Source organism: Limnobacter thiooxidans (assembly GCF_036323495.1).
Lineage (GTDB): Bacteria > Pseudomonadota > Gammaproteobacteria > Burkholderiales > Burkholderiaceae_B > Limnobacter > Limnobacter thiooxidans.
This window is the reverse complement of record NZ_AP028947.1, coordinates 2,884,853-2,903,280: the sequence shown is the minus strand read 5'-3', so window position 1 is coordinate 2,903,280 and position 18,428 is coordinate 2,884,853. Positions and strand designations below refer to the sequence as shown.

Genomic DNA, 18,428 nt, shown 5'->3' with positions numbered 1-18,428 from the left:
AGACAACGGACTAAGGACGTAAAGCATTGAGCGCTGTCGCATTGCGGAAATGCTTCGTTTGAGTGACGTACATTCGATAAAAGTTCAGCAAATGCCTTCGGTCTGGATTGGCAGGATTTTCTGGCTGCAAGAGAGTAAAATGCGTGCTTTCTGCGCCATTGATCGAGAGTTTCGTGAATCAAGTAGACATCAAGCCGGTGGAGTTCGATCTGCCCAATCAGGCCAACCCCTCACTCAGTTGCAAGCCTTCCCAGGCGTGGGCGCGTGTCCCTGCCCAACCGGATGCGCAAGAACGCGCATCGTTGAAAGCCGAAATCAAAGAGTTGCTCAAAGCCCGGGATGCGGTGCTGGTCGCGCACTACTACGTGAACGCAGAATTGCAGGATTTGGCCGAAGAAACAGGTGGGTGTGTATCGGATTCCCTGGAAATGGCGCGTTTTGGACGTGAAAGCAAGCAGCAAAACCTCGTGGTGGCGGGCGTGCGTTTCATGGGTGAAACCAGCAAGATCCTGAATCCCGAAAAACGGGTGTTCATGCCGGACCTGGATGCCACCTGTTCGCTCGATCTGGGTTGCCCCTCAGCCGAATTCAATGCATTTTGTGATCAGCATCCCGATCGCACCGTGGTGGTATACGCCAACACCAGTGCGGCTGTGAAAGCGCGGGCAGACTGGATGGTTACCTCCAGCATTGCGCTGGACATTGTTGGCCACTTGCATGACCAAGGGCACAAAATCATTTGGGCACCTGACCGGCACTTGGGGCAATACATTCAGACGCAGACCGGGGCAGACATGCTGCTGTGGCAGGGTTCATGCCTGGTGCATGATGAATTCAAGGCCGAAGAACTGGTCATGTTGAAAGCCCTGCATCCTGATGCCATGGTGCTGGTGCACCCAGAATCCCCGGCTGATGTTGTGGCATTGGCAGATGTGGTGGGTTCAACCACGCAAATGATCAAGGCCACGCAAACCCCGGGAGTTAACACCTTTATTGTGGCCACCGACAATGGCATTCTTCACAAGATGCGCCAACTGGCGCCTGGAAAAATGCTGATTGAAGCCCCCACTGCAGGCAATTCCGCCACGTGTAAAAGCTGTGCGCATTGCCCGTGGATGGCTATGAACGGCCTGAAGAACCTGCGGGATGTGCTGAAAACCGGTTTTGATACCGGGCTTGGCGAAGTGCACGTTGACCCTGATTTGGGAAAACAGGCTTACCGATGCATTGACCGCATGCTCGACTTTGCGAAAGTACATGGTATTTCCGGCCCGCGTGGACAAGCCCGTTTGGAACAGGCGCACAAGGGAGTGGGACCAGCATGAGCCGTTCAGAACTGTTTCAATCATTCGGACCTGCGCTTGAACTGGCCTTGCTGAAAAATGTACACGACGCGATTGCCGAAGACATGGGCAACACCGACTGGACCGGTTTGCTGGTGCCGGAAGGCAAGCGTTGCAAGGCGCAATTGCTGTGCCGCGACAAGGCCGTGGTGTGCGGGCAGGACTGGTTCAACGGGGTGTTCAACGCTTTGTGTGCGGACGCATTGGTGCGTTGGCAGGTGCCGGAAGGTCAGGAAGTGCAGCCGGGGACGGTGGTCTGTGAGATTGAAGCCTTTGCGCGCCCTTTGCTGACGGCAGAACGTTCTGCCATGAATTACCTTCAGTCGCTGAGCGCTGTGGCCACACGAACCCGTCACTTTGTGCAACTGATCGAAGGCACCAAGTCGTCTATTCTGGATACTCGTAAAACTTTGCCCGGCATGCGTCTGGCCCAAAAATATGCAGTGCGCGTGGGCGGTGGTCTGAATCAGCGACTGGCTTTGTACGACGGCATTTTGATCAAGGAAAACCACATTGCCGCGGCGGGCGGTATTGCGCAAGTGCTGGCCAATGCCGACGCCTTGGGGGCTGCCCATGTGTCGGTTCAAATCGAAGTGGAAAGCCTGGTGCAACTGGAAGAAGCCCTGCAGGCTGGCGCCAAGTCAGTGTTGCTAGACAACTTTGGTTTGGAAGCTATGCGGGTCGCGGTTGAACTGAACCAAGGGCGCGCTATTCTGGAAGCCTCGGGTGGGGTCAATGAACACACGGTACGGGCCATTGCCGAAACTGGCGTTGACCGCATTTCGATTGGTTCGTTGACCAAGGACATTGCGGCGGTGGACTATTCACTGCGAGTGCTGGATTAAGCGTCAATCTCCGCTGGATTGCATGCCTCGGTGCAGTTTGTGCGCACTCGGCGCGAATTGTGAGCAACCACCTGCGGGTATGAAAAGCCCAGTCAGCGCGAATTCCAGTCGCTTGCCTGAAAACCTGTTGATCCCTTTTTGAAATTCACACTGACTCAACACACTCGACAAAAAAGACGGTCGAGTGTGTTGCCGGCTTGCAGCCGAACGTCGCATGTGAATTCAAACGGGCAGGTTTTCTTGAATGGCAAGCGACTGGAATTCGCGCTGACTGGGCAAACACCGACCTTGATTGTGATCTTGCGCGAGTGGGCAACAATTGCGACTGGTTGGCACTGGCGGCGCAATGGCATGTGGCGGTTAATTCGCTCCTGCGGCAGTGAGTCGTCCGCCAGTGTTGAGGGGCTTGCACTGGTGATGATATCCATCGGCGCGGCTCTTAAGCAGTCGCCTGCGCGAACCGGTTGTGAGTAAGCCTCCCGGCAGTGCACTTGCTTGTCCTGCACATTCAAGAAAACCGTCCCGGTGGAATTGATTCGCTGCGTTCGGCTGCAAGCCGACTCCGAATCAGGCCGTGTGTTTTGCCTGATTCGGTGAGCAAGAATCAATTCAACAAGGGATTAAGCGGTTTTCTGTGCAGGATTGAGCAAGGCACGCTGGGAAGGCATATAGCAGAGGCTTCGCGATCAATGCGGGATTGGGCAAGGCACGCTGGGGAGGCCTAAACAGAAGCCTGGTACAACTCGCGCAACGGACAAGGCACGCCGCGCGGTGTCCTTAACAGACGTCAGACTTAACGCTTTTTCGGTCGCTGCAACACCGTCGGAAATGCCTTGGGCAAGGTGCCCGGGTAGTCGCTGCTGTAATGCAGCCCGCGGCTTTCCTTGCGGCTCAGGGCGCTGGTCACAATCAGATCTGCCACATCCACCAGGTTTCGCAGTTCAAGCAAATCGCGGCTCACCCGGAAGTTGCTGTAGAACTCCAAAATTTCCTCACGCAGCAGTTGAATGCGGTGCTGGGCACGTTCCAGGCGTTTGTCGGTGCGCACAATGCCCACGTAGTTCCACATGGTTTGGCGAAGTTCGGCCCAATTGTGTGAAATCACCACTTCTTCGTCGGGGTCGGTCACCCTGCTTTCATCCCAATCGGGCAGGCCCATGGTTTCGCGGTGGGGTTTGGTGAGAATGTGGTTGGCTGCAGCCTGGCCCAGTACCACGCATTCCAGCAGGCTGTTGCTGGCCAGCCGGTTTGCACCGTGAAGGCCGGTATAGGCTGTTTCGCCGACGGCATACAAGCCGGGAATGTCAGTTCGCGCATTGTGATCGGTCACTACGCCACCACAGGTGTAGTGGGCCGCTGGCACCACCGGAATGCCTTGCTTGGTGATGTCGATGCCCAGTTCAAGGCAGCGCTTGTAAATGGTCGGGAAGTGTTTTTTCAGCTTTTCTTCGGGCTCGTGGCTGATGTCCAGGTACACGCAATCCAGGCCGCGCTTTTTCATTTCAAAGTCGATGGCGCGCGCCACCACGTCGCGCGGTGCCAGTTCGGCGCGCTCGTCGTGTTCGGGCATGAAGCGGGTGCCATCCGGCAGCTTGAGCAGGCCACCTTCGCCCCGTACGGCTTCGGTAATCAAAAAGCTTTTGGCATAGGGGTGGTACAGGCAGGTCGGGTGGAACTGGATGAATTCCATATTGGAAATTCGGCAGCCCGCGCGCCAGGCCATGGCAATGCCATCGCCGGTGGCTGTGTCGGGGTTTGTGGTGTAGTTGTACACCTTGCCTGCGCCACCACAGGCCAGCACGATGTAGGGGCAGGTCAGGGTGAGTACACGCTGAGATTGTTCATCCAGAATGTAGGCACCGAGAATGCCGGCCTTTTTTTCGCTCAGACGGTCGCCCGTGATGAGGTCGATCACCATGTGGTGCTCGAACAATTCAATGTTGGGGTGGTTGCGCGCTTTGGCTTCCAGCGTGTTCTGTACGGCGTCGCCCGTGGCATCGGCCACGTGCAGGATGCGCCGGCGGCTGTGGCCACCTTCGCGCGTCAGGTGAAAACCGTTGGGCTCTGTGTTACTGGGGCCTTCTTCGTCTTCGCGAGAGAAGGGCACGCCCTGTTCAACCAGCCAGTCAATTGATTTGGATGCATTTTCAAGAATGAACTGCACGGCATCGCGTTCACACAGCCCACCACCGGCCACCAGGGTGTCCTGAACGTGTTCTTCCACGCTGTCTGCGGGGTCGCGAACCGCGGCGATGCCCCCTTGTGCCCAGCGGCTAGCCGAGTCGGAGACGGATCGTTTGCAGATGATGGCCACTTTGAGTTTGTCTGCCAGTTGCAGGGCTGTGGTCAGGCCGGCCAGGCCGCTGCCGATGATTGCAACGTCGAATTGTTTCATTTTCACGGGATGCTGCTTTGTGTGAATTGTCATCACGACATCATATCGAAGCCGCAGCACATCAGGTAAAACTTGCTTGAAAAGACAAAACTAAATATGCGTTTAAATGTATGGGACCAGTTCGTCGTGGTTGCCTACAAGGTGTTTCAGCTTGAATTCCTCGAACGGCATGGGCTTGGACAACCAGAAGCCCTGCACATAATCGGCTCCCAGTTTTTTGACCAGGTCAAATTCGGCTTGTGTCTCAACGCCTTCGGTGGTGACCAACAAACCCATGATGTGGCCCATTTCGATGGTGGATTCAAGAATGATTTGCCCGTCAGTGTCAAGGTCGGCCCCCTGTACCAGTGAGCGGTCGATTTTAAGCTCGGTGACTGGAAAGCGTTTCAGGTAAGCCAGTGAGGAATACCCGGTACCAAAATCATCAATCGAGATTTGAAATCCCATCGCTGCGAGTTCGTTGAGAATTTCCAGCGCCTGTTCCGGGTCGCGCATGGCCGCGCTTTCCGTGATTTCCAGCACCATGTGGCGGGCGGCATCGGGTTGTTGTTCATGCAACTGCGACACAAAGTCGACCAGGCTGTTGTCTTCCAGGTCGAGCGCGGAAAGGTTGAGCGACAGGCGAATGTTTTGCTGCGTACACAGGGCGATGATGCTGTAGGTTTGGCGAAAAACCAGCCGCGTGATTTCCTTGATCATGCCGGTTTGTTCAGCCAATTCTATGAAACCACCGGGGGCAATGACGCCGCGCGTGGGGTGGTTCCAGCGCAAAAGGGCTTCGGCCTGGTTGATGCTGTTGGTCCGCAGGTTCAGTTTGGGCTGAAAGTACAGGCAGAATTCCTGCTCGTTGATGGCTTTGCGCAGTTGCGCGACCAGTTCAAGCCTGTTGGCCGAGCGCTGTTCCAGACGGGGTTCAAACACAATGCAGGTCTGCCGTGTTTTCTTGGCGAGCTGGCGTGCAATTTCCGCGCGGCGCATCAGGCTGTCGGGGCATTCACCGTGTTCGGGATAGTGCGCAAGCCCGGCATGGCTTTGTATGTCGAGCTGGTAATTCTGAACCCTCAAAGAACCATGCAGCAAGCGCTTGATGCAGTGTTTTTTCAGCATTGCTTCCAGCAAGGCGCGGGGCAGCAGCATGCAAAATACATTGCCTTCCAGCCGGGCGATAACCAGGTTTTCGCGGCACACCCTTGCCGCCTTGCGGGCAACTTTCACCAGCACCTTGTCGGCCACTTCATGGCCCAGTACTTCGTTGATGTTGTCCAGGTTGTCTATGCCCCACACCACGATGGACAGGGGTTCTCGGGCGGATTGTGTTCGTTCCCGCAAGGCGAGACTGAGAAAGGCCCTGTTGTCCAGCCCGGTCAACTGGTCTTTGTAGGCGGTGCGGCGAATGACCTTGTCCCTCTCCTGCAGGCTTTTGGCCATGTGGTTGAAGGTGGTGGCAAGCTGGTTGATTTCCGGTATCGGATTGTCTGGGAGTCGCCAGTCGTAGTGGCCAGCTGACATGTGTTCGGCGCTGGCGGTAATTTCAGCAAGCGGCTGGGTGATGGAATGGCTGATCCATCGGCTGCACAGTGCGCTGATGGTCAACACCAGCAGGGCCAGCCCAATGGCTTCATGCACAGGCATGCTCAGCATTGAAAGGCCAGCCGTGTGCACTGCCCACAGGGTGACCTGCGCGCTTTGTACCTGCTCGGGGTTTAGTTGGGTTTGAAGGGCATGAAGACGAACACCATTTTCGCACCTGAATTGCTGAATTTTTGAAGTGGCGCCTGCGGATACAGGGTGACAGGCTTTGGGCCAGTGCTGTGTGAACTGTGCTTCCTGCAGGTTGCCCTGGTGGTAAAAAACCGGGGCGAATTGGGTGTCTGTGTTGGTGTCTGGGGTGTTGACCTGGTGAATGGCCAGTGCCTTGTCATACAGCAGCCGCTCGATCTTGTCTTCATGCTGGGTGGCGATCTGCTTATTCAAGATGACATACAGGCAGAGACACAACACGAAGAGAGCCTCCAGACACACCAGCAATGTACGTGCGTTCAGTGAAAGGCTGGCCCTTTTGGAAAAAAGGGCACGCAGCAAGCCGGTTGGTTGTGTTGAAAGCATGCCGTCACAAGGTTGCTTGAATCGATCCCAATTAAATCAAACCGCTGCGGTCTGTGACATACCGCAAGAGGGGAGGTAACTGTTCAGTTCCCCGAAACTGGTGAGGCTGACGGATTTAACGAACCCGGTAGAGCAGGTCCCAGACACCGTGACCCAGTTTCAAACCCCGATTTTCAAACTTGGTCAGCGGGCGGTCTTCAGGTCTTGGCGAGAAGGGCGTGCTGACTGTGTTCTGCCAGTCGGGGGCCACGCTCAGCACGTCGTGCATGTGATGGGCGTAGTTTTCCCAGTCGGTGGCGCAGTGCAGCAGGCCACCGGGCTTCATTTTTTTGGCAAGCTTGGCCACAAATTCCGGTTGAATCAGCCTGCGCTTGTGGTGGCGGGCCTTGCGCCAGGGGTCAGGAAAATATAGCAGCACCTTGTCCAGGCTGTGGTCGGGAATCATGTCGCGCAGTACATCCACCACATCGTGGGAAATGACACGAATGTTGGCAATGCCTTCTTCTTCGATTTTTTTCAGCAACGAACCCACGCCTGCGGTGTAGATTTCAACCCCGAGGTAGTTCACCTGTGGATGGGCTGCCGCAATTTTGGCGGTTGTTTCACCCATGCCAAAGCCTATTTCAAGCCAGTTGGGCTGACCAGTGGTGCCCCATTGCGCTTCGAAATCAATCGGCGTTTGCGCGCTGTAGGGAATGCCCCACCTGGGCATGCCTTCTTCAACGGCCCTTTCCTGGGCGCGGGAAATATGCCCCCGACGTTTCACAAAACTTTTGATGTGTTGGTCGCGAAATGGATTGTCAGGGGTTTGGTCTGTCATTTTGTGCTGGAAGAAATAACGCCTTCCACAGGGGAAGAGGGGCTGGCCGTGTAAAACTTTTTCGGCATTCTACCTGCAAGAAAGGCCTCCCTTCCTGCCTGTGTAGCCAAACGCATGGCACGCGCCATTTGCACCGGGTTTTTCGCCTTGGCAATGGCGGTGTTCATCAACACGCCGGCACAGCCCAGTTCCATGGCAATCGCTGCATCGGAAGCGGTGCCCACGCCTGCATCCACAATCACGGGCACCTGTGCCTTCTCAAGGATCAGGTTGATGTTCCACGGGTTTAAAATGCCCATGCCGGAACCGATGAGTGAGGCCAGTGGCATGATGGCCAGGCAGCCCACGTCTTCCAGCTTGCGCGCGTAAATTGGGTCATCCGAGCAATACACCATGACGTCAAAACCGTCAGCCACCAGTTCTTTGGCAGCTATCAGGGTTTCTTCCATGTCGGGGTACAGGTTGGTGGGGTCGCCCAGCACTTCAAGTTTGCAAAGGTTGTGGCCATCCAGAAGTTCACGTCCCAGCCGCAGAGTGCGTACTGCGTCTTTGGCGGTGTAACAGCCCGCAGAGTTGGGGAGGTAAGTGAACTGGCTGGGTGGGATGTAATCCAGCAGGCTGGCTTCGCCTGCGTTTTGACCAATGTTGGTACGGCGAATGGCCACAGTGACAATTTCAGCGCCGCTTTCTGTAATGGCTTCGCGGGTTTCGTCCAGGCTGGCGTATTTTCCGGTGCCCACCAGCAAACGGCTGGTGAATTCGCGACTGCCGACTTTCCATGTGTCTTGGGTATTCTGCATATTGGGTACTGCTCCTGAGGATTTATCCGCCGCCCACTGCCACTACGATTTCCAGGCTTGCACCGGGCTGAATCGGTGTGGCCGCGTGCTGGCTTTTTGGGACAATCTCGCCGTTCAATTCGACGGCGATGCGTTTGCCGGTCAGTTCAAGGGCTTCCACCAGTTGGGCCACGGTGCTGTTCTCGGGCATTTCACGATTTTCACCGTTGACTGTAACTTGAATCATGGCTTGAGCGAATGAAGTTCCGTAAGTTTGTTACTATGAATTAACGCGATAATTAAACCGCAACGACCTTGATCGAGAGTCTTGATTCTCTCATTATCTCAAAACGAAATAACCGCGCGGCGCACAGAAACCGGAGCCTACATGCACTCAGTCGTTCATTTGTTGAAAAGTACCACCTTCCCAAGCGTCAAGCGCTTGAACCTGGAGACCATTCAGGTCAATCTGGGTTATCTGTGCAATCAAAGCTGCACCCACTGCCATGTGAATGCCGGCCCCAACCGGACCGAGTTGATGCAGGATGAACAGATTGACCAGTTGATTGTGTTGATGAACCAGGGTTGGGTCAAGAAACTGGATCTGACAGGTGGTGCGCCCGAGATGAACCCGCGCTTCAAGCGCCTGGTGGTGGCCGCCCGCAAGGCGGGTGTGCATGTGATTGACCGCTGCAACCTGACCATTTTGAGCGAGCCCGGTTATGAAGACCTGGCGCAGTTTCTGGCTGACAATGAAGTGGAAATTTTTGCCTCACTGCCTTGTTACCTGGAAGACAATGTCGACAAGCAACGGGGCAAAGGTGTGTTTGATGCCAGCATCGCAGGGCTTCAGAAACTGAATGCACTGGGTTATGGCGACAAACTGAACTTGACCCTGGTTTTCAACCCGCAAGGGCCGGCGTTGCCGCCGCCCCAAGAAGCGCTGGAAGCCGATTACAAGGCGGTGCTATTCGAGAAGTTTGGTATTCGCTTTACCGGCTTGGTCACGATTACCAACATGCCGATTGCCCGTTTTGGCAGCACCTTGATTAGCAAGGGCACGTTCGAGACCTACATGAATACGCTGAAGGGCGCTTATCGTGAGAGCAACCTGGCGGCGGTGATGTGCCGAAGCCTGGTGTCGATTGATTATGAAGGCACGCTGTACGATTGCGACTTTAACCAGCAATTGGGCTGGCCGGTGCGCGATTCAAGCGGCAAGGCAATGACACTGAGTGACTTGACGCGCAATGCGTTGGACACTATTGATGTTGTAGTGGGTGACCATTGCTACGGTTGCACCGCAGGTCAGGGAAGCAGTTGCGGTGGTGCTTTGGCTGCCTGATCCCGATTGGCATTGATTGGCAAGGTCAGCGGGTTCTGCTGGCTTTTGTCCATAAGGCGCTTGGCCAGGCGCAAGGCGTTTTCTGATTCCTGCGAAGCCGACTCGGCCACCTGCTCCACCTGATTCAACAGGTTGGACCAGGCGGTCTGGTTCACCGCCATGTATTCCGCCAGTTTGTCGGATTCGTGCTGGCCCATGTTGATTTTCTGGCTGGCCAGCACCAAGCCTTCAATGGACTCTTTCAAGGCCTGTTGGCTTTGCTCCACAAGTTGCTGAAGCTGGCGATTGTTCTCTGGTTCGGTCAGGGTCAGTTCCATTTGGGTGGCGTCCAGCCGCCCCAGCAATTGCCGGCTTACCTCACCTGCCTTGCGCAAGCCCTGCGCCGCGCTTCGAATGTCGGAACGCAAGCCTTCCAATTGGGCCTGCATGATTTCCATGTGACTTTCAGCCTTGATGTTGCGCTGCTCGCTGTTCAGCGTTGACTTCACCACTTGGGTGCCTTGTGTGGACAACTGGTGAAATGATTTTGCAAACTGAAGCACTGCCCGGCCGCTCTGGTTGAGCTCCTCCAGTTGTTGGCCAATCTGCATCAGGGTGCCACGGTGTTCAAGTTGCTGGTTTTGGCTAAGTGCTTTTAGCACGCCTTCCAATGCGGCATGCGCGCCTTCACGTTTTTGATCGTTCTGTTGTTGACTGTGCAGTGCGCGGCTCAGCATTTGGACTCGGCGGCTCAATGCGAGTGTTTTTTGATGGGTAAACCAGTGAAAGCCAAGAATCAGGCCGATGAAAGCCAAAAGCAGCCCCAGCCCAAACAGCAAAATAAGATAGCCATTGGTGGCTCGCTCAATGTGGGCCTTGAGTTGGGTCAACTTTGGGAGCGCATCGAGTCGAACTTGCGCTTCCAGTTGTTGTTGCACTTCGGGGCTTGAATTGATGCCTGCAACCGGGCGGGACAAAGCCTCGATGGCCTGTGTCAGCAAGACCTGCAAGGTTTGGCTGTGCAAGGCACCAAACCATTGAATGTGCCGGTTTTGCTGGCTTACCTGTTGGCCCAGCGTGAGAAGAGCCTTGAGGCTTTGGGGTTGAAGGGGTTCACCAATGGGGCCGTTCAGTGCGATCAACTCCTGCTGAATGCGGCTTTCAACCAGGTTGACCTGGTTCAGTTGGGTATTGCGAATTGCGCCAGATTGGTTTTTTGCATACAGGGCTCCCACCAGCAGCAGGGATGCGGCAATCAGCAGGCCAACAGAAAATTGACCCAGTTGCCGAACAAACTTGGGCCTGACCGGCGTGGGAGCGTGGTCTTCAAACGCGCGGGCAGGGTCCGTTTTTTGTTCGGTCATTGATCCATGGGGTGTGGTTTTTAGATCTGAGTCATCTCAAAATCTTCTTTGCGGGCACCGCATTCCGGGCAAACCCAGTTTGGGGGAACATCATCCCATTTGGTACCGGGCGCAATGCCTTCTTCAGGCAAGCCAGCGGCTTCATCGTATACCCAACCGCAAATCAAACAAATCCAAGTATTCATTCTGACCTACTTCCAGAAAAAAAATTGCAACGGGTGGATAATACTGAGTTTGGCAGCCGACTACAAAGGTTGTCGGTTTTTTTTGGGTTTTGAATGACACAGACCGTACCGCTGGTGCTGACATTTTCAGCGTCAGACCCCACCGCTGGCGCTGGCTTGCAGGCCGATGCGCTCACCATTGCTGCCCTGGGCGCTCACCCTTTGACCGTGCTGACTGGCCTGACCGCGCAAAACACCGTGGGTGTAAAGCGCTTTGAGGCTTGCGCGGCTGACTGGATTGACGATCAGTTCCATGCTTTGCTGGAAGACGGCATTGCGCCCAGCGCCATTAAAACCGGTGTACTTGGCAGTGTGGCGGCTGTGGCTGCGGTCCTGAGAGCCAAGCAATTGTGGCCGAATGTGCCGCTGGTTGTTGATCCGGTGCGTGCTTCTGGCCGCGGAGATTCCTTTGGTGGTCAGGCCTTGTTCGATGGTTTCAGAAATGAATTATTCCCTGTAGTTGACTTGTTGACACCGAACTGGCCTGAGGCACAGGCTTTCACGGGCGCCGTTACCGTGGATGAGGCAGGTGCACGTTTGCTGCAAATGGGTTGCAAGGCGGTGTTGCTGAAAGGTGAGCACCTTGATTCGGGCGACGTGGTCAACCGTTTGTATGTGCAAGGCCAGACAGTGCTTGCGTATCCTTGCGAACGCTTGCCAGCGCAGTACCATGGCTCAGGCTGTACCCTGGCTAGTGCCTGTGCAGTGGGGCTGGGGCAGGGGCTGACTGTGAAGGATGCCGTGGAGCTGGGCCTGGAGTATACCTGGCAAGCCCTGAATTACGGGTTTGTGGTGGGGCAGGGGCAATTGATCCCTGACCGCATGCACCTGATGCAGCATTTGGGCGAGGAAGACGATGAAGAGGCCAGCGATGAACACCAGTGAATTGATTCATGGGGTGTATGCCATCACGCCCGAACGATCTGCCCTGTGGACACCGGACGCGATTGTGGATTGCGTAGCTGCAGCGTTGGAAGGCGGAGTTCGCCTGTTTCAATGCCGGCAGAAAAATTGGCAACCCGATGAGTTGATTGAGTTCGTGGGGCAGCTGAATGCCCTGTGCGAGAAATTTGATGCAGCCCTTATTTTGAATGATGTCTCTTCTGAAGCGTTTGCGCATTTTAAAGGCGCAGCCATCGTTGGTGTGCACCTTGGTAAAACCGATGAGCCCGTTGCGCAGGCACGTAGCCGCCTGGGTTCGAAGTGGGTTGTCGGCGCTTCTTGTTACAATCAGTTTGAACTGGCAGATCTTGCCGTGCTGGATGGCGCAAGTTATGTGGCTTTCGGTGCCATGTACCCCAGCGGAACCAAGCCAAATGCAGTGAAAGCCGAGCTGGATTTGTTGTCGAAGGCGCGTACTTTGGGTGTGCCCACAGTGGCAATTGGCGGCATTACACTGGACCGCGTGCCCGAACTGATTTCTGCGGGTGCCAACGCAGTCGCAGTGGTGAATGGTTTGTTTGGAATGGAACCCGATGCGGCGCAGGTTTGCAGTGCAGCGCAGCAGTGGGTCGATGCAGTGAATGCAGAACATTAAGCAATTTGGAGTTTTTACAATGAGTGGTGTAGTGGTCAGTCAAAATGAAGTGCTGTTTGAGCGCGCACAAAAAACAATTCCTGGTGGCGTGAATTCACCCGTACGCGCATTTCGCTCCGTGGGCGGTACGCCCCGTTTTTTCAAACGCGCCAATGGCCCTTATGTGTGGGATGCGGATGACAAGCGTTACATTGACTACATTGGTTCCTGGGGTCCTGCGGTGTTGGGCCATGCCCACCCGGAAGTGATCAAGGCCGTGCAGGACGCGGCGGTGGGTGGCTTGAGCTTCGGCGCGCCCACAGAGGGTGAAATCGTGATGGCAGAAACGCTTTGTGAGATGCTGCCCTCAATGGAACAGGTGCGTTTGGTCAGTTCCGGCACCGAAGCCACGATGAGTGCCATTCGCCTTGCCCGTGGATTCACTGGCCGTGACACCATTGTGAAGTTCGAGGGTTGTTACCACGGCCATGCCGACAGCCTGTTGGTGAAGGCAGGTTCTGGTCTGCTGACCTTTGGAAACCCCACTTCTGCCGGTGTGCCGGAAGATTTTGCGAAACACACGCGTGTGCTGGACTACAACAATGTTGAGCAGTTGCACGAACTGTTCAAGGCCAGTGGCAGCAGCATTGCCTGCGTGATTGTTGAGCCGGTAGCCGGCAACATGAACCTGATTCGCCCCAGCCACGAATTTTTGAACACCCTGCGTGAGTTGTGCACGCAGCATGGCGCGGTGTTGATTTTTGATGAAGTGATGACTGGCTTCCGTGTTGGCCCGCAAGGCGTTCAGGGCGTGTATGGCATTACACCCGATTTGACCACACTGGGTAAAATCATTGGTGGTGGCATGCCCATGGGCGCTTTCGGTGGCCGCAAAGACATCATGGCTTGCATCGCCCCCTTGGGTCCGGTTTACCAGGCAGGCACCTTGAGTGGAAACCCGGTTGCTGTAGCAGCCGGCTTGACCACCATGTGCCTGTTGAAGCAGGAAGGTTTTTACCAAACGCTGGAAGCGCAGACCCGCAAGCTGGTGGAAGCTTTCAATCAGGTGGCGTATGCCCATGGGGAAACCTTCTGCGCCGACAGCATTGGGGGCATGTTCGGCATTTACTTCAGCGAAAAAGTACCCACTACGTTTGCAGAAGTCAGTGCGTCCAACCGAGACCGCTTCAACAAATTCTTCCACGCCATGCTGGATGCAGGTGTTTACTTGGCACCGTCTGCCTACGAGGCGGGTTTTGTTTCTGTAACGCACGATGATGCGGTGATTGAAGCCACGAAAGTGGCCATTGACCGGGCGTTTGCGGCGATCAAGTAAATCAGTGGCTGTTACTCGAAATTTACAGCGCCCATGTTGTCCGCTTGCTGGTTTAAACAAGAAAAAACCGCCGGGATTGAATATCCTCGGTGGTTTTTTCTTGATAGTTTGATCGGTTTTTTTAAAAGACTGCTTTGTAGGCGACTCCCAGGCTTTGCCCGCTAATGCCCGATTGACCAAGGGTACTGGACAGTTGAATGTTCAACACACCTTCCCCAATTTCCTTGGCTGCGCCCACACTCAATAGCTGGAAGTCGCCATCGGGGCGAGGAGCCAAAATGGTGGCCAAAGTGCCCTGGTTGGGGCCCATTCGAATTTTCAGATCGTCGTTGTTCTGATCGGATTCAATTGAATAGCGCAACAAGGGTCTCCAACCACCACGTACACTGGGTGCCTTGGTAATTAGAAAGCCCAAACTGACACGTTCAGCCTTGTATTGCGTGTCACCAAAGCTCAGGCTGGCAGCCCCCGTGGATTCGTCATAGCCTTGCAGATCAATTTTTTCAACGGTGTAGGCGGCTTGAGGATTCAGTGTCCACCCCTGCGACAGGCTGTGGATACTGCCCAAACCGACTCGGGCGGAGGTGAAATCGCCCTGCGTGTTTGCGGTGTACCGTTCAAGTGAAGGGCCCAGCGTAAACTGGCGCGTGATGTCGTAATCAATTCGTCCAAAAGCCAAGGCCGCATTCAAATACAACGATTTGGACAAAGCCACGGTGCTGAACACCGTGCCCAAAACAATGTCGTTGTCGAAGCCGCCACCATTGTTGGCGATGTCAGTTTGAGCCCGGTCAATGCTGACACCAAAACCGAGCAGTGCATTCGAGGTGATCATTCTGTCGCCACCGAATTTCACGATTTGCGTGTCGGACTCAAGCCCAGCCTGAACCTGCTGCGCATCCAGTTCAAACTGCCCGATTTCTGCACCACCGTACCATTCTGTGTCGCCCACTGGTCTCAAGGAGGCTTTGCCCGTTGCGTCCTCTCGCACCAAGGCCAAGGCGGTCAGTCGATTTTCCAGGCTCAAGGCATGCTGCCGGATCGGTGTGAGAGGCGCGACAGCCAGCACGCCATTGAGGCTTGCGGCTTGAAGGCCGGCAAATCCTGCCTCTCCAAACAGGCGCTGCGCGGCAGCAGTAGGGTGTACGCCGTCTGCGAAAATTCGCTGTTCGCTGTCGGGAGCCGCATTCACGCCTTGGATGCAGGTCAGGCTTGAGTTGAAAAAAGTGTTGGGGTCGTTGCCGCCATTGTTGCCACAGGCTGCTTGCAGCGGCGTGGGGGAAGTGAACCCGTAGCGGGCCGGGTTGGCAATGACAGCACTCAGCAATTTGTTCGAGTCGACAATCACTGCCCCTTTGCTGGCAGCAGCAGATGTCAAGGTGTTGTTGAAGCTGTCTGACAGAGCAGTGAGCAGGGCAATGGATCCAGGGGCGGGTGTGCCACTGACCGAGCCATCTTCAATAATTTGGGCTTGGGGTGTGACCCCCAGGTTGGGCACGGTAATGACCACAATATTTTGTGCACCTGCGGCCTTCAGGCGGTCAATCTGGGCGAGCAACTGGGTGGCTGCGGTTGACATTTCTGCCAAGGCCACTTGGGGCGTAATGGCACCGGCCGCAACGGTTGCGAACTGAACGAAACCATCGTTCGAGCCAGCCCACAGAGCGACCAGGTCGTTACGATTGAACGTCGGGGTGTCGGCCAGCAGCCGGTCAATTTGTTCAGTAACCGGGATGGTGGTGATGCCAATTGCGGGGTTGTTGGACACGCCAATCGGGTTGGACACCCGCGAGCCGCCTTGTGCATAATTGCCGCCGTTGATGGTGTTGGACACGCCGTTGATTACATCCACATCCAGGGGGATTCCCAGTTTTTCCGCGACCACGCTTGCCCATATTTTTGCATTGGGCGAGTTGGTGGTGAACATCATGCGGTTGGGTATCGCACCAGCCGGCACGCCTGCACCCAGAAGGCCTTGTGTGGCAGTTCCTGTGTAGGCTCCCCCGTCGCTCAGGCTGTCGCCCACTACAAAAAGACGGTTGATTTTGAATTCATCGGCACTGGCCTGCAGGCTGCAAAGGGCGGCCGCAGTGGCAATCGCAAGCTTGAGTTTCTTCATGGTGTCTCCTCAGGAATATCAGTATTGTTATTACGTTATTTTTTCCAGAGTAGAGCATGTGCAGCGAATAATCCAGTGCTTGTCACACAAGTTATTAATTGAACGATGGGGTAATAAAAAAGCCGCCGGGCTTTGCACCCAAGGCGGCTTTTATTCAAGGTGTTCCGCTTTTTAGCAGACCAGCAGGTAAACCATGTAAAGGGTTAAGAATACTTGAGCCAGGAAGAAAGTAGCCCTGGAAAATACCAAGATGAACGAGGTGCCCAGAATGTGGGAAATGGTTTGGCCAATGCGTGCATATAGCACGAATGCAGCCAGTCCGTTGATTGTATCGATCTGACCCATCAGGCCAGCGATAGCGACCACAGCTGCGAATACCGGGAAGTTTTCCAGGCAGTTCAGGTGCGCAGATTTTGCACGCTGCAAAAACATGGGGTCTGTTGATTCTTTGCCGCGTTCCCAGCTGTCAATCCGCTTTTGACCCAGTAGGGCTTGAGGTACGCGGGGCAGTGCGTAGAACAGGGCCAAGACCAAAATCCATCCGGCGTAAAGCATTACGGCGTTGTAAGCGTTCACTGTGTTGTCTCCTTGTTGTTGTGTGAATCAACGAAATTGCACCGCCGATTATGGGTGAAGGAAAGACAGGTGAACATCATAAGATCGGACAAAATCAACAACACCTCATTCAGTCTTTTCTTTCTTCACCACCGCATACCGTTCCAGTGTTTTTTTGCGCGCCACATCGTGCTCCACCACCGGGCGTGGGTAGGTTTCGCCTAGAACCACACCGGCCATTTGTAGCTCGAAAGGCGGGCATTCAGCCGGGTTGTGGATGTGCTTGTTGGGCAACTTGGCCAGTTCCGGACAGTACTTGCGAATGAATTTACCCTCGGCATCAAATTTCTCTGACTGGCTGTAAGGGTTGAAAATGCGGAAGTAGGGTTGCGCGTCGCAGCCGCTGCTTGCAGCCCACTGCCAGCCACCATTGTTGGCTGACAAGTCAAAGTCGTTCAAATGCTCGGCGAAATATCTCTCGCCCCAGCGCCAGTCAATTCCCAGGTCTTTTGTGAGGAAACTGGCTGTGACCATGCGCAAGCGGTTGTGTTGAAAACCGGTCTGGTTCAGTTGGCGTTGTGCGGCGTCAACCAGCGGGTAGCCGGTTTTGCCTTCGCACCAAGCCTTGAAAAGCCGCTGCGCCTTTTCATCGCTGTCCCATTGAATTTGGTCGTACTCGGGTTTGAAAGCTTTTTCCGCCGCGTCCGGGCGGTGGTAAATGATCTGGAAATAGAAATCGCGCCAAATCAGCTCATTCAGCCAGCCCATTGCCCCTTCATCGCCATTGAACTTGAAGCGGTCGTAGGCCGCCTTGGCCAGTCGACGTATAGAAATGGTGCCAAAGCGGTTGTGCACACTCAAGTAGCTGACACCTTTTACGGCTGGGAAATCACGCTTGTCTTTGTATTTGTCAATCCGGTTCAGGAAATCCTCGAAGGCATCCAGCGCGCCTTCTTCACCAGGCTTGATCATGTCCAGCAGGTTGGTGCGCTCGAACCCCATGCTTTCGAGGCTGGGGGTCGGGAGGTCTTTTTCACTGCTCAAGTTCGCAACCCGCACTTCGCTGGGGTAGGGCGTCAGGTGAAAAGCGTCCAGTTTTTTCAGGCAGGCGTTTTTAAAGGGTGTGAACACACTGAAAAACTTGCCAGCCTGGGTCAGCACCTCATCTTCTTCAAAAATGGCCTGATCTTTGAAGCGGAACAATTCAATGCCTTGGCCTTGCAGCGTTTTGCCCACCGTAATGTCGCGGTCAATGGCTGCGGGCTCGTAATCTTTGTTGGTGAATACAGCCTGAACGCCCAGCTTTGTGGCCAGGTCGGGAATCGCTTTCTCTGAGTGATCGTAAATCAGGTGCAGGTCGCCACCGAAGCCCTGCAGCTTCTTTTTCAGAGCCATGCAGCTTTCCCAAATGAATTCCACGCGGCGGTCTGCCTTGTTTGGCAGTTGGTCGAGAATCGTCTTGTCGAAGACGAACACGCAATGCACCTGTGTGCAGTGCTTCAGGGCATAAAACAGCGCTGCATTGTCGTGTGTTCGAAGGTCGCGTCGAAACCACATCAAGCCTTTGGCATATTGGCCCGGCTTGGGTTGAGTCGACAGTGGATGGTTTTCCAGAAGTGATGCAGGCATGTGAACAACTTAATTTGGGTTGGTGTGTGCGCTTAAAGGCGGGTAGAGGAACGCCCACCCGCTTTCGCACAGT

Annotated in this window: 16 protein-coding genes; 6 read left to right on the top strand and 10 right to left on the bottom strand. The window is 55.0% G+C overall.

The annotated features are described in order from the left end of the window. Window positions 1-173 precede the first annotated feature (173 nt). Both nadA and nadC read left to right on the top strand, forming a co-directional pair. Window positions 174-1,325 (top strand): quinolinate synthase NadA, encoded by a 1,152-nt coding sequence (gene nadA / locus RGQ30_RS13200; protein WP_338284499.1) that lies wholly within the window; start codon window positions 174-176, stop codon window positions 1,323-1,325. Continuing rightward, window positions 1,322-2,188 carry a carboxylating nicotinate-nucleotide diphosphorylase gene (gene nadC, locus RGQ30_RS13195; protein ID WP_130557782.1) on the top strand — a complete coding sequence of 289 codons (867 nt, stop codon included), beginning with the start codon at window positions 1,322-1,324 and terminating at the stop codon, window positions 2,186-2,188. Before nadA ends, nadC begins: the two co-directional genes overlap by 4 nt. A gap of 793 nt (window positions 2,189-2,981) precedes the next feature. Here the strand turns inward: nadC and nadB are convergent. The 5 genes from nadB to thiS all read right to left on the bottom strand — a co-directional run bounded on the left by nadB (window position 2,982) and on the right by thiS (window position 8,532). Next, on the bottom strand, window positions 2,982-4,583 hold the full coding sequence (gene nadB / locus RGQ30_RS13190; protein ID WP_130557784.1) for an L-aspartate oxidase: 1,602 nt from the start codon (window positions 4,581-4,583) through the stop codon (window positions 2,982-2,984). A 102-nt stretch (window positions 4,584-4,685) separates the two neighbouring features. Continuing rightward, complete coding sequence (locus tag RGQ30_RS13185; protein ID WP_130557785.1) at window positions 4,686-6,689, bottom strand: bifunctional diguanylate cyclase/phosphodiesterase; 2,004 nt, start codon at window positions 6,687-6,689, stop codon at window positions 4,686-4,688. A 115-nt stretch (window positions 6,690-6,804) separates the two neighbouring features. Then, a complete protein-coding gene (gene trmB / locus RGQ30_RS13180) occupies window positions 6,805-7,509 on the bottom strand; it encodes a tRNA (guanosine(46)-N7)-methyltransferase TrmB (RefSeq protein ID WP_130557786.1) in 705 nt (234 codons plus the stop codon). Further along, on the bottom strand, window positions 7,506-8,309 hold the full coding sequence (locus tag RGQ30_RS13175) for a thiazole synthase (protein ID WP_130557787.1): 804 nt from the start codon (window positions 8,307-8,309) through the stop codon (window positions 7,506-7,508). The genes trmB and RGQ30_RS13175 overlap by 4 nt, the downstream gene beginning before the upstream one ends. A gap of 22 nt (window positions 8,310-8,331) precedes the next feature. Beyond that, a complete protein-coding gene (thiS, locus tag RGQ30_RS13170) occupies window positions 8,332-8,532 on the bottom strand; it encodes a sulfur carrier protein ThiS (RefSeq protein ID WP_298217054.1) in 201 nt (66 codons plus the stop codon). A 144-nt stretch (window positions 8,533-8,676) separates the two neighbouring features. Between thiS and arsS the strand changes: the two genes are divergently transcribed. Beyond that, a complete protein-coding gene (gene arsS, locus RGQ30_RS13165; protein WP_130557789.1) occupies window positions 8,677-9,633 on the top strand; it encodes an arsenosugar biosynthesis radical SAM (seleno)protein ArsS in 957 nt (318 codons plus the stop codon). Here arsS and RGQ30_RS13160 read toward each other — a convergent pair. Both RGQ30_RS13160 and RGQ30_RS13155 read right to left on the bottom strand, forming a co-directional pair. Further along, window positions 9,597-10,976: a hypothetical protein gene (locus RGQ30_RS13160; protein WP_130557790.1), complete on the bottom strand. Its 1,380-nt coding sequence runs from the start codon at window positions 10,974-10,976 to the stop codon at window positions 9,597-9,599. The genes arsS and RGQ30_RS13160 overlap by 37 nt on opposite strands. A 20-nt stretch (window positions 10,977-10,996) precedes the next feature. Then, window positions 10,997-11,161, bottom strand: coding sequence for a rubredoxin (locus tag RGQ30_RS13155; RefSeq protein ID WP_130557791.1), 165 nt, complete (start codon window positions 11,159-11,161; stop codon window positions 10,997-10,999). Window positions 11,162-11,254: 93 nt separating this feature from the next. Between RGQ30_RS13155 and thiD the strand changes: the two genes are divergently transcribed. From thiD to hemL, 3 genes are read left to right on the top strand one after another with little or no spacing between them, the layout of a single operon-like run. Next, window positions 11,255-12,085 carry a bifunctional hydroxymethylpyrimidine kinase/phosphomethylpyrimidine kinase gene (gene thiD / locus RGQ30_RS13150; protein WP_130557792.1) on the top strand — a complete coding sequence of 277 codons (831 nt, stop codon included), beginning with the start codon at window positions 11,255-11,257 and terminating at the stop codon, window positions 12,083-12,085. Then, entirely contained in the window at window positions 12,072-12,737 is a 666-nt protein-coding gene (thiE, locus tag RGQ30_RS13145) for a thiamine phosphate synthase (RefSeq protein ID WP_338284498.1), read from the top strand. The genes thiD and thiE overlap by 14 nt, the downstream gene beginning before the upstream one ends. A 19-nt stretch (window positions 12,738-12,756) precedes the next feature. Further along, on the top strand, window positions 12,757-14,052 hold the full coding sequence (hemL, locus tag RGQ30_RS13140; protein WP_130557794.1) for a glutamate-1-semialdehyde 2,1-aminomutase: 1,296 nt from the start codon (window positions 12,757-12,759) through the stop codon (window positions 14,050-14,052). A 121-nt stretch (window positions 14,053-14,173) separates the two neighbouring features. Here hemL and RGQ30_RS13135 read toward each other — a convergent pair whose 3' ends face one another. From RGQ30_RS13135 to RGQ30_RS13125, 3 genes are all read right to left on the bottom strand, one after another. Then, a complete protein-coding gene (locus RGQ30_RS13135; RefSeq protein WP_130557795.1) occupies window positions 14,174-16,171 on the bottom strand; it encodes an autotransporter domain-containing protein in 1,998 nt (665 codons plus the stop codon). A 171-nt stretch (window positions 16,172-16,342) separates the two neighbouring features. Next, a complete protein-coding gene (locus RGQ30_RS13130) occupies window positions 16,343-16,747 on the bottom strand; it encodes an MAPEG family protein (RefSeq protein ID WP_298216798.1) in 405 nt (134 codons plus the stop codon). A 105-nt stretch (window positions 16,748-16,852) separates the two neighbouring features. Continuing rightward, window positions 16,853-18,355 carry a cryptochrome/photolyase family protein gene (locus tag RGQ30_RS13125; protein WP_130557796.1) on the bottom strand — a complete coding sequence of 501 codons (1,503 nt, stop codon included), beginning with the start codon at window positions 18,353-18,355 and terminating at the stop codon, window positions 16,853-16,855. Window positions 18,356-18,428: the final 73 nt, after the last annotated feature.

Coding starts and splice junctions, on each gene's coding strand:
- thiE (WP_338284498.1), top strand. CDS start 12,072: ATGAACACCAGTGAATTGATTCATGGGGTGTATGCCATCACGCCCGAA.
- RGQ30_RS13185 (WP_130557785.1), bottom strand. CDS start 6,689: ATGCTTTCAACACAACCAACCGGCTTGCTGCGTGCCCTTTTTTCCAAA.
- nadB (WP_130557784.1), bottom strand. CDS start 4,583: ATGAAACAATTCGACGTTGCAATCATCGGCAGCGGCCTGGCCGGCCTG.
- RGQ30_RS13125 (WP_130557796.1), bottom strand. CDS start 18,355: ATGCCTGCATCACTTCTGGAAAACCATCCACTGTCGACTCAACCCAAG.
- RGQ30_RS13155 (WP_130557791.1), bottom strand. CDS start 11,161: ATGAATACTTGGATTTGTTTGATTTGCGGTTGGGTATACGATGAAGCC.
- nadC (WP_130557782.1), top strand. CDS start 1,322: ATGAGCCGTTCAGAACTGTTTCAATCATTCGGACCTGCGCTTGAACTG.
- RGQ30_RS13135 (WP_130557795.1), bottom strand. CDS start 16,171: ATGAAGAAACTCAAGCTTGCGATTGCCACTGCGGCCGCCCTTTGCAGC.
- trmB (WP_130557786.1), bottom strand. CDS start 7,509: ATGACAGACCAAACCCCTGACAATCCATTTCGCGACCAACACATCAAA.
- hemL (WP_130557794.1), top strand. CDS start 12,757: ATGAGTGGTGTAGTGGTCAGTCAAAATGAAGTGCTGTTTGAGCGCGCA.
- thiD (WP_130557792.1), top strand. CDS start 11,255: ATGACACAGACCGTACCGCTGGTGCTGACATTTTCAGCGTCAGACCCC.
- RGQ30_RS13160 (WP_130557790.1), bottom strand. CDS start 10,976: ATGACCGAACAAAAAACGGACCCTGCCCGCGCGTTTGAAGACCACGCT.
- RGQ30_RS13175 (WP_130557787.1), bottom strand. CDS start 8,309: ATGCAGAATACCCAAGACACATGGAAAGTCGGCAGTCGCGAATTCACC.
- arsS (WP_130557789.1), top strand. CDS start 8,677: ATGCACTCAGTCGTTCATTTGTTGAAAAGTACCACCTTCCCAAGCGTC.